Origin of the sequence: Enterobacter mori LMG 25706, from assembly GCF_000211415.1 — a bacterium.
Lineage (GTDB): Bacteria > Pseudomonadota > Gammaproteobacteria > Enterobacterales > Enterobacteriaceae > Enterobacter > Enterobacter mori.
Genome location: NZ_GL890774.1, coordinates 503748 through 516059, shown reverse-complemented (window position 1 = coordinate 516059; position 12312 = coordinate 503748). Strand labels below are relative to the sequence as shown.

Genomic DNA, 12312 nt, shown 5'->3' with positions numbered 1-12312 from the left:
GCAGGCTGGGAGGATGACCTTCACTACCAGCTTCTCAGGCTCACCCTCTGGACCGAAAAAAAGGCCCCGTATTGGGGCCTGATGAAGTGGATGCGTCCTTACCGGATCAATCCTCACGGACAAAACCCAGCTTTCGCGCGGCCGACAGTATGGCGTCCTGTTCTGTCGCATCGAAGCAGACGAACGGCTCTTCGTATCCGGATTCTTGGGCCAGGTCTTTGGCCTTGTCGTAATGAACACCCAGGTCATATTCTTCCCGGGTGATCCTGACGGTGAAGATCGGCATGTCGGACATGCCGGAAGCGTTGACGCAGGCGACCGTGATCCGCATCTCGAATTCTGCATGATCCGGAGGATCGGCCGATACGGTAACAGTGGCCTGTGCTTCGAGGTCATCGCCGTCATCCATGTCTATGCGTTCACGCATCTCGGAAACGAATGCTTCGGGGGCCATCAGGCCGTAACGCACAATGCGCACGGGGATGTCTTCCGCGTCGAGATTTCCGTCCTCGATACGCTGCCGTATGAAGGCGGCGATCTCGGCTTCGTGTGTCTCACTGGCGACTGCCGAGGGCGAAAGGGAAGCGTCGATTGACCAAGTGTCCACCTCCGCGGCGGTCTCGCCGGTCAATATGCCTTCGCCGATAGCGCGCTCGCACAGTCCGCGCAGGCGTTCAAGCATTTCCAATACGGGTTCTCCGTTGAGCAGATAGGTCACGTCGAGCGTCAGGCGAGCGTTGACGATTCCGGACGTAGCTTGGGTCTTGGTGTTCATGGAAATCTCCTTGCGATGAAAAAGAACACAGTCATGCCCACGAAGAACGCGGGCATGACTGCAAGGTGGAAGAAACGAGAAGGCCGGCGACCCGATGGGACGCTGGCATGGGAGTTGAATCAGGCGGCGACAAGTTGCCTTGCCATCGCCACTTCTACGGAATCGCCATCCGTGTTGAGGGCATCCAGACCGGACTCCGGCACGTCTCCCGACGTGCTCTGCGAGACGAGGATCTTCTTGGCCATCAGCGACAGGCACGTCATTTGTGACGTGTCCGCATAGCCGAGATAGATGACCTTCACGGCCAGCTTCTGACCGATCCGCCATGACCGGCGCGAGGCCTGCTGAAGCGTGTAAACGTTCCATCCCGACTGCATGAAAACAATCGTTGGGAACTCCAGCAGGTCCAGGCCTGTCTTGACCAGTTCGGGATTGGTCAGTCGGATCACGGTCTGGCTGTGGTTCGCGTTGGTGGTCACCAGCAGGAACAGCCGCGGCGTCACCTGGTAGCGCGAAGTCAGGACGCCTTCGGAGCGAAGGGCGGCATCGTTCGCGCGTCGTTCGGTGTCGTCGAGATCGCCCCAATCACCACGCAGGTGGCGATGCAGGAAACGATGGGGATCAACCAGTCCCGTGCTGTCCAGCCATTGCACCCTGGCGCTGAGCGTCAGGGCACCGCTGGAGAACAGAGGAATGGAGGCCGGCTCGGTGCGCTGGCGTGGGAAGAGTTTGAAGGACATGGTTTGCTCCAGTTGCGTTGATGAAAAGGCGAAGCCAGCACCTGACCAGGCGTTGGTTTTAGGGGGATGAGGAATCAGTGGATGGTCAGCACTTCTCCCCTAGTGGGGGAGCCGGGTGTCATGTCCCATGCGCGAATGACCGGCACGAACTTGTCTGTGAGGATGCGCGTTTCGGCGATCGAGCCGTCGTCGCGTTCGTTGTATTCGACCGCGGCGGACTTCTCTTTGTGGGTATCGCCTTTGACGACCATCACCTTGCCGGATCTGGAGCGCACGACACCCGAAATCGCGCCGGCTGCGAGCGCCAGGGCGAGATGCCAGTGAGACAAGGCACGGGCCGGCGGCCGCAACGATTGTTGCGAAGCGCCGAGATGCGTATCGAGCAAAGGCCACAGCCCTTGCAGGCGATGAACTTCGGCCGAGAATTGCTCCGGCTCCATTGTGACCCGGTAGAACTGTTCCGGCTCGGCCTGTGTGGCTGGGACGGAATACGGGACGAACGGCCATTCGACCGGCAGTTCTTCCGCTTCGATATCGCCTGATCCGATCTGCAGCAGCCGGTTGCGGATGGCTTTGGCATCACTCGCCAGATCGCGCTGGCGTGAACGGGTGCCGAAGATCACCACCTGCCTGAACTGCTGCTCGACCGCACGATAGATGCGTAGTCCGGTGAAATGGCGTGTCAGCCAGCCCACCATTTCGGCGTCCAGCGTGTAGCTCGGAATGATGAAAACGAGCACGCCACCGTACTGCAAAAGCGGCAGGACGCGCTGATAGAACAGCTTCTCCAGCCTGGCGCGGCCCTGTCCCTGGTAGCCAATGTTGCCATCGGCATCCCTGGACAGGTCCCCATAGGGGGGATTGAGCCACATCAGTCCAAAGCTCTGTCGGCTGATCAGCGTATCCATCAGGTCGCTGTGCAGGCAATGGTCGACAAGCCCTCGGGCATGTCTGGCACGCTCTTCGTCGAATTCGACGGCATAAGCTGACACCAGATCACGGCCAAGCGCATGTGCAGCTTCGGCGATGGCAACGCCTTCGCCCGCGCAAGGGTCGATGATGGCGACTTGACCCGCGGCCGGCGCCAGCGCGTTGAGCACCCGCTCCAGCGTGGGTTCGTCTGTTGGGTAGTACCCGTTTTTCGCGAAATTGCGGGCAAGCCTGGGGAACATGAGAGCCATGTGAATCTCCTGATTCTGGTTGTGAAAATGAGGGGCATGCAGCTTGTGCATGCCCTTGCGAGGCTTCAGGCGACGCGCCGTAAAGGCATGCCGGAAGCCAGTTCATGCGCCGTGGCGCTGAGGGTGCCGTTACGGATCAGGTCGCCGAGTGCCCTGGTGAGCACGGGGACATCCAGTGCCAGGCGATGACCTTCCAGTGGCCCGTAAGCCATGGGAAGACGTGCCAGCATGGATTGCTCCATCAGGAGCTTCAGCACGATGTCGCGCCAGTGATCGAGTAGTGGCAATGGGCAGGTTTCCTGTACCAGTGTCCACAAGCGATCAAGCCGGTGGCCTGAGTCCCTGGGCAACAGCGTCAGCGCGCTGGCGTTAGCCTTGTCGGGCTTGACGCAGCGTTGGTCGAAGAGCCACAGGTTGACCATCGAGCCGAACAGCGTGCGGCGGAAAAGGCGCGTGGAGCGCTTCTCCAGCCTGTCGACGTTACCGACGAAAACCGGCACGGAGCCGCCTGCGTCGGTGATGAGGTGGAACTGATCCAGACCATCGTCGTCACGACCCAGTGTGAGTCGGGCCAGAAACTGCTGAATGGCTGTATCTCGTGCCCATACGGACAGGAATATCAGGTTGCCGCCTTCGTCGCCGATGTAGCCGTCGGCCATCAGGTCGGGGCATTCGTCAATGCGAAGAAGCAGTTGCGAAGATGTTGTATCGGGCATGGTCGTGTCCTTTGAAAGGTCCAGGGACAGCACCAGCCCGTGAGGCTGGTACAGCCCCTGGGGGTGAGGAATGCTCCGTCAGGAGCGATGGGAGAAAGCCGCAGGCATTGCCCGAAATGGGCGTAGTCCGCGAAGATCAGCTTTTGAGCTGCCGCAGACCTTCGGCCAGCAGCCACAGCGCGCGATTGAGGCGAACGTTCTGATCGATGCCTTGCACAGCGCGCGTGCGTTGATGACGGCCAGTGGCAGTCCGGCCGGACAAACCGCCGTTGACGAGGTTTTCCTGTACCCGGTTTAACACCGACCACAGATCCGGGCGATTGTCATCGAACCGGCGTGTCGCCAGAACCTGGCTTTCAGTGATCGGCGGCACCTTGCTTTCGCTGTCATATTTGAGCGTCAGGGCCGACCTTGCGAATACTTCCGCCTCGCCATCATCGAGCGTGATCGCTCGCATGGCTTCGCGGGAGTCCTGCACCTGGTCGAATCCGCTCAGGACCTCGTAGGCGCCTTCGATTACATGGTCAGTGACATTGCCCTTATGGGGCACACGAACGTCACCGACTATATCGCCGCACACCAGACCGTTCTGGCACACGAAACGGAACATGCCGGCCAGCATTTGATAGCTGCTGGTGCCATCATGCGAATTAAGCAGGATGATCTCATTCGCCTCTTTGCCGTTGATCTGGCTTGCATGGCGAAGGCGGAGCATGTGTTTCGTGAACTCGCGACGGTCTTCATGACGCACGCGGGTCTGGCACACCATGAAGGGCTCGAACCCTTCATTGCGTAGTTTCGCCAGAACGGCGGATGTCGGTATGTAGCTGTACCGTTCGGAGCGGCTTCCATGCGGTGTATCCGCGAAGATGGAGGGAGCGACTGCGCGAATCTGGTCATCCGACAGCGGATGATCTGCACGCAGAATCGGGGAACGTGATGCGAAACGAGATGCGAGTTGCATGTCTATCTCCTTGAGGATTGGGCAAGCGGCATCGACGGCCGGCACAAGGCCGGACGCGCGCATGCGTGGAAAACCTGCAATGCAGGGGCAGTCCGAGGACTGGTATGAGGAATTTCAGGCGACTGGAACGGCAGATGCCGAACGCGCTATACGCCTGTGATCGTGGTACGCCCGAACACCCGCTCGCCATTCCGGCGATTGAGTGGGTGCGCGTTCCAGATAGCTGAGCGGGCAGCTGTAGTAGTAGGGATGAACGGATTCATCCATCGACTTGTAGCCCCACTCGTTACGGTAGCGTTGCAGTAGCGTGCAGCCGATGTAGGTGAAGGATTCACCGGCAGCGAGGTTGAGCCTGTTCGGCTCTTTCGCCGTTACTTTGACCACAGACCACAACACGTTGCCGCGAAGGGTATAGGCCAGAGTTTCGACATATGCGGCCTGGCAATCCTGCGACTGCACCAGATGATGGATCAGTTCGCTACGTGAGCGACGGGAAAAAAGCCAACCCATGAGAAGGTCTCCTGAAGAAATTAACGGGGACCTTCCCGGCGGGAAAGACGCCCGTCGGGGATAAAAGAACGTGGGCTTTTCAGCGCCCCAGTTCGGTGAATGAACCGTCTGCCTGATGCCTGACGAAGCGGTTGCCGACATTCCTCTCGGCGTCGGACAGGACCTCTCTGAACAGGCTCTCCGGCACGATGATCTGAAAATGCCGCAAGACCTCGCGGTAGTAGTCCAGGTCATGACCGAAAGGGTCGGTCTCGTGCATATTGCTGTACAGGAAGCGGTCATCCTCGACCTGCATGGCATCATCGATCAGCTCTGCAGGCTTTTCGATGGTCAGGAAAAAATATTGCATCGGCCGATCCCAGCCGAGCACAACGATGATGGGAAATCCCTTGTGGGACGTGTCGAAGCAGTGCCGACTCATGATGAAGCTCCTCGTTTGAAATCATCGGAAGCTTGCCCATCGGGGAAGCGCCCCGATGGGTGATGGATCAAGGTCGATCAGGTGCTGGCGAGGTGCCAGTCCTGGGAGAGCGGTTCAAACCGATAGCCCATCGCATCGAGCCGGTCGCGCTGCTGACGCAGGACGCGGCGGTCGACGGTTGCGTCGAGTTTCACGGTTTCGCTCAACGGCCAGAGCATGCCGAACAGTGCGACATCGTCTTCCTCGGCCGAGGCGTTGGAGGATGATGCAGCCGCTGGTTCGCGGCCGAACGGCGTGGTGGCGACCAGTGGATCGCGCGTGCTGCGGGCCTTCGTCCTGGCTGGAGGCCTGGCCGCGGCCGCAGGTGCCTGCGTTTCCTCATCAATGGGATCGACCTCCTGCGGACTCAGCCGCTGGGCTTCATCCTTGCTCAGTCGATCGATGTTCGAGAGGGTCATCCCGCCCAGGTGGGCGCGGATTTCGATGACCATCCGCCCACTGGTGTTGTAGGTGGAGGGTCTGATTTCGGTGATGACGAAATCACCGTCGTATTTGCCTTCGTCATACTGGTCCAGCTCGGCATTCTTGATGACGAACTCACCAATGCTGGTCGAAAGGCGGCCGACATTGAAGTCGCCATTCCTGCCGTGGATGGTCTTGATAGCCAACTGGCCCGGGAGGGTAATCATGGAGTGCTCCTGGTGATGATGAAAAGAACAAGGCCCCTGTGAGGGGGCCTTGCGGATCAGAACGACTCGGCCAGTGCCGGTGCTTGCGCGTCAGCGGCTTCGTCAGCAGGTTCGGCGATCGGCTCGGATACTTCCGGAACCGGCTTTTCCTGCGGAGCGGGAGCAGATGCAGCGGATTGTTCCGCAGCATCCTGTTCGGACTCGTCTGGCTTGGGTTCGGCCTTGTACTTCAGGACGCCATCGACCTTGATCCAGCTGACGAACAGCAGGCGGGCCTTCAGGCTGACACCCTGTTCACCGGCGCGTTTCCCCTTGGAATAGGTGAAGGTGTCGGTCCACAGGTCGCCCAGGCGGAACCCGATCATCACTTTCTTCTCTGCCTCGACGGCATCGATGCAGCGACGGATCAGGTGCTGGGCATCGGTGCCCGAAACGCGCGTATCAAAACGCACGTACGAGACATCGTCGCTCGGACCATTGAGCGCTGCGATATCGCAGGCCAGGAACGGCTCACCTTTCTTCGGCTTCACTTCGCGGATGCGATTGAGATAGCCGAGGCCAGTGATGTGCAGGTCGAAAAAGGACTTTTCGGTAGAAGTGGTCATGGTGAATCTCCAGACTTGAGGACAAGAATGCGGAGACACACCGACCCCCGTACGGGAGGTGTGTAACCCCCGCGCGGGTTGATGGATCGTGAGATCTGGCAACAACCAGGTTGGCATCACCACCGATTGCTCGACGGTCGTTCGCGCTGGGATGCCGAGTGCGAACTGGTGTGATCACGCGGACGGAACCGCGCCGTAGCCTTGAAGACCAATGGCTACCTGGGCATGTTGCTGACCGGGGTCAGCGCAACATGGCGGTAGCGTGGCATCCACTGCGCCAGCCGGCTATCCGGAATCGGTACTGGTTCGCAGCCCTATTGTTCGTTCGCCGCACGAAAAAAAGCCCCCATCAGGGGGATTCGCTGGATCAGTGTAGTGTCATGAACCGCAACCTGCCGGGCAACATCCCAGCTCGATTCCGTGTGTGCAGTAGCCGTTCTCGGCATTCCAGTCGTCGGTTTCCTGCCTCTCGGCAGGTGTTGCGTAATCCCAGTCCTGCGCGATCTGCAGAGCTTGTGTCCGTTGGCTTTCGGGCAGTCGATCTACGTGTCGTTCAATCTCCGAACTGAAGCGTTCGACGTAATAGTCGTGAGACAGTCCGCAGCTGTTGCTGGCTTGTACGGCGACCTTCTCGCAGACAGCTCGCCAGGCGGTTTCATCAAACGAGATGCCGGTATCGCTGATAGGCTGTGAGGATGTGCTGCTGGTGATTGCTGGCATGATGAATATCTCCAGAAAGAAACCGGAGTCCTCCCACGCAGGGACAGGACCCCGGCGGGTGAATGAAACGTCGCTGCTGCGTACAGAGCGACCGGTTCGTCGTTCAGTCGTCGCCCTGGGTGGGTGAAACGACTTGCAGGAACAGTTGTGTCGGCGTGGCGGAGAGTTCGAGATCGTCCTCGCTGTTCAGGATGCGTGCGAACACGCTGTCCCGCAGTTCGAAATGCTCTGCGAAATCATCGCCACCCAACTCGATTCGGGCGCGTTCCCACCAATTATCGAACGGGTCGATGTCAGGGTTGCAGCCGATGGCGTAGGCCAGCAGCTTCTGACGCCCCTCTGGCGTTCCCTCACCTCGCTCGGCAAGGAAGTAGACGCCGTGGTCCTTTACCAGGACGACGCGGCATTTGTTCGCCTCGGCCTCGGCGAGCACGGGGCGCAGGTCGGCACCTTTGAAACGTAGTGACATGGACGGGATCTCCTGTGTGGAATAGAGAAGGCTCCCCAACCTTCTGGATGGGGAGTCGCTGCGGTACATGACCGGTTGATGGAAGGACTGGAGGTCTTGAGGTCAGCCGTAGAACTGTTGAGCCTCAAGCCAGGGAACGAGCCGCGCGTCGTGGCCGACCGATATCGGCAGAACCGCGTCACGGGCCTCATCGGTCGGGAAACACGTCGCCTAGTCGAGGGGGACCCAGCCGAACTTGTTGGACCAGAAGCCAGCACTGTCGCTGACGGCCGACTCGTTGGGCGAATACACCACCCAGGAGTCGCTGGCCGTGAAAGTCACGCAAGCACCGCCTGGCGTCGCCGGGCGGGCTTGGCGTCGATCACGCTCACGTCGATCAGGCGCCAGCGCCCGTCGTCGATGAGCCGCTCCAGCACTTCGCCGAGCATGTCGAAATACACCTCGTCGTGCCGAACGACCAATTCGCCGTCGCGATGTAGCTCCACCACGTAGGTGTCGCCTGCGCGGTCATAGAGGATCGTCACCCGGCCCTCAAACTTTCCGGTCGAAACCGCGAAGCTGATTGCCGGAGGCGTCTTGATGATGCTGGACGGCTTCGGATCGACCCAGGTGAAGTCACGGGCACCGGCATCGACCAGCATGTGGGTGATACGCCGGAAACCATCGGGCGCCGGCATTTCTTCCAACTGCTGGATGAGCTGGCCCAGTTCCAGGCACTGTGGCTCGGGGATGGGCAGCTTGGCCGGCGCGGAGCCCAGGACGTGCGTCTTGACCGTGTAGGGAATGCCGTCAGACGTCATCTCGGTGCGTTCTTCCGCGGTGTCCGCGCGCAGGCCGTCGAACCGGCGCCGTGCGTAGGGTTGAACATGCACCCTGGCCCCTTCGTTCGGGACAGAGGACACCAGATGGCGGTCGAGCACCGCGAACTCGGTGGGCTTGACCTTGACGACGATGGCATCGTCACTGGCCGCGACCACTTGGCCGTCGAAGGCATCGGGATCAATGGCGAAGCCGAATGCAGATATCTGCGGCTGATCATCGAATACGCGATACTTGAAGCCTCGTGCGTTACGAGGCACGTGACCTGCGACCAGCGTAGGCATCAGGGACTTGATGAGGGAACGGTCCATTGGGATCTCCTTGAGGAAAAGCAAGGGATTCCCGCCACAAGGGAGGGGTCCCTTGTGGGTTGAGTGAGTGGCGCGGTATGCGCCGATAGAACAGGCCAACCAGTGCAATAAAGCACCGCAGTCTCGAAGGTCTCGACTGCCTGGGCATGCAGCCGGCAACGCCAGCAAACATGTGGTCAGGTTGATCCATGACGGTGGAAATTGTTAGCGCCTACCCAACGGTCGCATCTTCCCGTTTGTTTTGGGAATGTAGACACGCTTCAGCGGTTGAGGGTAATACCCACGCCGCTTGAGTGACAACATGGCTTGAGACTTGGCTTCCGGGGTGGACCACGTGATGCCATCCACGCCCGGTGTCTTCTTGCCTTGGTTCTCGGTGACTCGTCTGACGGCTAAAGCTTTGCCGCTGAACGAGTGGGTCAGAATCCATTGCAGGGCTTTCACCCTGCCATGTCTTCCTTCCCGTGTCGCCTTTACGATACGCGCCTGGAGCCTTCGCACTTCACGGTGGCACCTGGCCCAATCGATGCTGTGCCATGTGACCGATTCGTGTGAGGGTGCACCCGCGCAAGCAATTTCTTGCGTAGTCATCTGCAATTCCCTCTTATAGAAGGTTGGACAAGTTTTCTCGTAGAGAAAGACCAAGTGGAATTCTGCTCGCTTTCGCGCAGGATGATGTTGCCTTGCGGCTCAATCCTTATCCGCCCCATTACAGGACGGCATTCGCTTTTTCCACATTCCTCTACCCGCACCACCAACAGCATTCCTTACGGTTTGCCTGCCCCGAAGGGCAGTGATACGGGCTTACCGTGTTTCGCATGAGTAACGAGATGGGTTAGACCCTGCCTTTCCACCGGCGGTCATAATGTCCGTGTACCCCAAGAGCACATGAGGTATCCGACCGCTTACCTTTTGGTTCAAGCCTGTCAGCATCTTTGGCTTGTTGTTCATAACGGTGTTTATCAGCAGTTCACTTACGTTGGTCATACCATCCAGCCTAGCGCCGTACCCGCATTGATGCTCGCAGGTAACGCTTAGCCTCACGGCATCAGCGCGGCCCCAAAGGGCCCAACTCATTGTTCCGGCAGCTTCACACAAGACCGTTACCAGTCCTGCATGTGCCGGTAGGCTACTGATGACGGAACATCAGGTTCCTCTTCGGGGTTGCCCCCGTTGGAACAATTACTCAGGCGACTTCACGTCGCACGTGCTCAATGAACTCGCTGGCCGGCAACCGCTCCCTGGTTTCGGTCAATGCCTGGCGGTAGGTCTGATTGATCGCGTCCCGGATGCGAACACACTCGTCAGCTTCATTAAGAAGATGCTGCCGATCGGGAAGTCGGGCGATCATGTCGTTGCGCAACACTACTACGTGATGTCTGGACGCTCTGGGTGAAAGCCCGATGGGAAGTCCCTGCAAGAAGCACTGCCACTGAACGCATGAAGCCTCCAGGTCGAGCAGAATCCGGCCGACAGACGTTTCGCGCCAAGGCAATGACGGATCGGTCAGTGGTCGAGCCAGTTCCATGCCATTGAGGAAGACAGGCACCGGAAAGGCTTCGCACAACCTCCTGAACTGCTGTTCCGCCCAAACCGGCAGACTGACGCCGGCAGTCGGAGATTGCACTCCGTCGAGACGAATCTCCGTGCCGATACGAGGCTTTTCGGCGTAGACTTCAATGCCGTCGCCGCGGATGATGGTCGCGGTGCTTGCGCTGAACGCCTGCGTGCCCGAATGCACCGACAGACGCCTGGAAAAATACAAGGTTGAAAGCACGCCCATACCAAAGGCGTTCTCGCGCGCCTGTAGCTCCGGGTCCAAGCCGGATTCGGCGATGTGAATCAGAGATTGCAGGTCGGCGATGCCGGAACCATCGTCGCAGACAGTGACCGTGTCGTTGTCCACGGTGATGTGGACGTTTTTCGCGCCGGCTCGCCGTGCATTCTGCAGCAGCTCGCCGAGCATGGATTGAGGATTGAAGGCATGTCTAAGATTGGAAATCAGACGGTGCTGGTTCGTTTTGAGACGAATAGTGCCCATGGGGGCCTCCTGACAGTCATGCGCCGTTATGGGCGCTAAGAATGAACACGAGAGCGAAGACATACCGCGGCTGGCCGGTAGGCGCCGGGCATGAATTGGAAGAGCGTGATCGCGCGTGGACGAGGTGCATCGACGCCGGCTGTGGCGTGCGTCCGCGAGAATGATGCGAAGCGGACTGGATCGGTCTACGTGGTTGTTCCACGGCGCAGCCTGAAGACCCGGCTGCTGGCATGGCGCTGATCGGGATCAGCAACGCATGGCCGCACTATGGCGAAGCGTGGCCTCGACGTCAGCCGAGAATGAGGGTTCGCAAGCTTCCGGTTACCACCACCAATCGACAGCGCGCCCGCGATTTGCCCGTCACCGCCCTCAAGGCGAACCTCGTTGCGGCTGTTTGGGAGAAGGCGACAGGCATTCCCGGCAAAGTCGCTTTATACGTGACGATTGGCACGCCGCGACCGGTCCCGTCCTCGCTGCTACCTTTACCGCCGTTGGCGGTGTTCAGGGCGTGCGTCCATTGCCCGGTGACCGACTGGGCAGCGAAGGTTTCAACCTCGAAATCGCACTTGTGTCCCCGTGCGGTCAGGCAAGCCGCTGTATCTATCGGCCCTTGCCTGTTGCCGCCTCCGAAGCGGACGGTGACGGATGGTTGGTGCAGCTGCTGTCGGGTTTCATCAACGATATTTGCAAACTCCTTATATTTCAGGGTGATCGCGCCGCGCGGGTCGGCGAGACCTTTCCTCGCATCGGCAACGCTGAAAGCCTGGCAATACGTGGCGCCGACAAGAATGTCGGGTGAGGTTACGGTCCCGGCGAATACCTGGTCCGCGATACCCGTCATGTCGCCCAGATTCGGAACATCCGGGTAGTGATGGGCAAGCACGGCGTTCGGGAACGGCTCGATTTCCGAAAACCAGGCCGGATGGCAGTCGAGCGGCTGCCCGGCCAGGCTGACGGCCTCAATGTCGCTGTAGACGCTGCCGTACTGAAAGTTGGGATGGTTCATGTCGCATTTCCTGTTCTGGCTGGGGCGCAAACTCCCATGATCGAGCGATCTGAGGTTCGGCGGGGGCAAGCTGAGGAAGGAGAGGAACAGGGACGCTGGAGGCTGACCGCCTCCAGCGAAAGACAAGGAAACCACCTGTGGGCTGCCGCAGGGACCGGGCCGTCGTCATAGCCTGTCGCTGAGTCAGCGATCGCACCCGACCCGTTTCGTGGCTGGGGCCGGTATCGCTCGGCGCACATCTGCGCACAAAAGGAACCCGTTGTTTCACCGGCGGGCACCGGAATCGAACACCGTCGTCCCCGAAGAGTCTCCTGGCACCTCGCACGCAAGGCGCCAGGAGACTCT

General features: G+C 59.7%; 12 protein-coding genes and 3 pseudogenes. All 15 read right to left on the bottom strand.

The window, feature by feature from the left end; all coding sequences use genetic code 11:
• Positions 1–106: 106 nt before the first annotated feature.
• Entirely contained in the window at positions 107–775 is a 669-nt protein-coding gene (locus tag ENTMO_RS26400) for a hypothetical protein (protein ID WP_010427557.1), read from the bottom strand.
• Between the two features lie 119 nt (positions 776–894).
• A complete protein-coding gene (locus ENTMO_RS26990; protein WP_010427556.1) occupies positions 895–1515 on the bottom strand; it encodes a hypothetical protein in 621 nt (206 codons plus the stop codon).
• 74 nt (positions 1516–1589) lie between these two features.
• Positions 1590–2696: a DUF6094 domain-containing protein gene (locus tag ENTMO_RS0104300; protein ID WP_010427555.1), complete on the bottom strand. Its 1107-nt coding sequence runs from the start codon at positions 2694–2696 to the stop codon at positions 1590–1592.
• 65 nt (positions 2697–2761) lie between these two features.
• Entirely contained in the window at positions 2762–3412 is a 651-nt protein-coding gene (locus ENTMO_RS0104295) for a hypothetical protein (protein ID WP_010427554.1), read from the bottom strand.
• A gap of 136 nt (positions 3413–3548) precedes the next feature.
• Entirely contained in the window at positions 3549–4376 is an 828-nt protein-coding gene (locus ENTMO_RS0104290; RefSeq protein ID WP_010427552.1) for a DUF932 domain-containing protein, read from the bottom strand.
• A 114-nt stretch (positions 4377–4490) separates the two neighbouring features.
• A complete protein-coding gene (locus tag ENTMO_RS0104285) occupies positions 4491–4886 on the bottom strand; it encodes a hypothetical protein (RefSeq protein ID WP_010427550.1) in 396 nt (131 codons plus the stop codon).
• A gap of 79 nt (positions 4887–4965) precedes the next feature.
• Positions 4966–5307 (bottom strand): hypothetical protein, encoded by a 342-nt coding sequence (locus tag ENTMO_RS0104280; protein WP_010427548.1) that lies wholly within the window; start codon positions 5305–5307, stop codon positions 4966–4968.
• Positions 5308–5384: 77 nt separating this feature from the next.
• Positions 5385–5996: a DUF3275 family protein gene (locus tag ENTMO_RS0104275; RefSeq protein ID WP_010427546.1), complete on the bottom strand. Its 612-nt coding sequence runs from the start codon at positions 5994–5996 to the stop codon at positions 5385–5387.
• Positions 5997–6178: 182 nt separating this feature from the next.
• A pseudogene (locus ENTMO_RS0104270) lies at positions 6179–6601 on the bottom strand (STY4534 family ICE replication protein); the annotation flags it as partial.
• 378 nt (positions 6602–6979) lie between these two features.
• Complete coding sequence (locus ENTMO_RS0104265; RefSeq protein ID WP_010427541.1) at positions 6980–7321, bottom strand: hypothetical protein; 342 nt, start codon at positions 7319–7321, stop codon at positions 6980–6982.
• A gap of 103 nt (positions 7322–7424) precedes the next feature.
• Positions 7425–7790, bottom strand: a complete 366-nt coding sequence (locus ENTMO_RS0104260) for a DUF3085 domain-containing protein (protein ID WP_010427540.1) — start codon at positions 7788–7790, stop codon at positions 7425–7427.
• 317 nt (positions 7791–8107) lie between these two features.
• Positions 8108–8920, bottom strand: a complete 813-nt coding sequence (locus tag ENTMO_RS0104255) for a hypothetical protein (RefSeq protein WP_010427539.1) — start codon at positions 8918–8920, stop codon at positions 8108–8110.
• Between the two features lie 213 nt (positions 8921–9133).
• Positions 9134–9511: pseudogene (locus ENTMO_RS0104250) on the bottom strand (reverse transcriptase N-terminal domain-containing protein); the annotation flags it as partial.
• Positions 9512–10106: 595 nt separating this feature from the next.
• Entirely contained in the window at positions 10107–10961 is an 855-nt protein-coding gene (locus ENTMO_RS23750; RefSeq protein WP_010427535.1) for an ATP-binding protein, read from the bottom strand.
• A gap of 634 nt (positions 10962–11595) precedes the next feature.
• A pseudogene (locus tag ENTMO_RS26985) lies at positions 11596–11967 on the bottom strand (DNA cytosine methyltransferase); the annotation flags it as partial.
• Positions 11968–12312 lie beyond the last annotated feature (345 nt).

Coding starts and splice junctions, on each gene's coding strand:
- ENTMO_RS26400 (WP_010427557.1), bottom strand. CDS start 775: ATGAACACCAAGACCCAAGCTACGTCCGGAATCGTCAACGCTCGCCTG.
- ENTMO_RS26990 (WP_010427556.1), bottom strand. CDS start 1,515: ATGTCCTTCAAACTCTTCCCACGCCAGCGCACCGAGCCGGCCTCCATT.
- ENTMO_RS0104300 (WP_010427555.1), bottom strand. CDS start 2,696: ATGGCTCTCATGTTCCCCAGGCTTGCCCGCAATTTCGCGAAAAACGGG.
- ENTMO_RS0104295 (WP_010427554.1), bottom strand. CDS start 3,412: ATGCCCGATACAACATCTTCGCAACTGCTTCTTCGCATTGACGAATGC.
- ENTMO_RS0104290 (WP_010427552.1), bottom strand. CDS start 4,376: ATGCAACTCGCATCTCGTTTCGCATCACGTTCCCCGATTCTGCGTGCA.
- ENTMO_RS0104285 (WP_010427550.1), bottom strand. CDS start 4,886: ATGGGTTGGCTTTTTTCCCGTCGCTCACGTAGCGAACTGATCCATCAT.
- ENTMO_RS0104280 (WP_010427548.1), bottom strand. CDS start 5,307: ATGAGTCGGCACTGCTTCGACACGTCCCACAAGGGATTTCCCATCATC.
- ENTMO_RS0104275 (WP_010427546.1), bottom strand. CDS start 5,996: ATGATTACCCTCCCGGGCCAGTTGGCTATCAAGACCATCCACGGCAGG.
- ENTMO_RS0104265 (WP_010427541.1), bottom strand. CDS start 7,321: ATGCCAGCAATCACCAGCAGCACATCCTCACAGCCTATCAGCGATACC.
- ENTMO_RS0104260 (WP_010427540.1), bottom strand. CDS start 7,790: ATGTCACTACGTTTCAAAGGTGCCGACCTGCGCCCCGTGCTCGCCGAG.
- ENTMO_RS0104255 (WP_010427539.1), bottom strand. CDS start 8,920: ATGGACCGTTCCCTCATCAAGTCCCTGATGCCTACGCTGGTCGCAGGT.
- ENTMO_RS23750 (WP_010427535.1), bottom strand. CDS start 10,961: ATGGGCACTATTCGTCTCAAAACGAACCAGCACCGTCTGATTTCCAAT.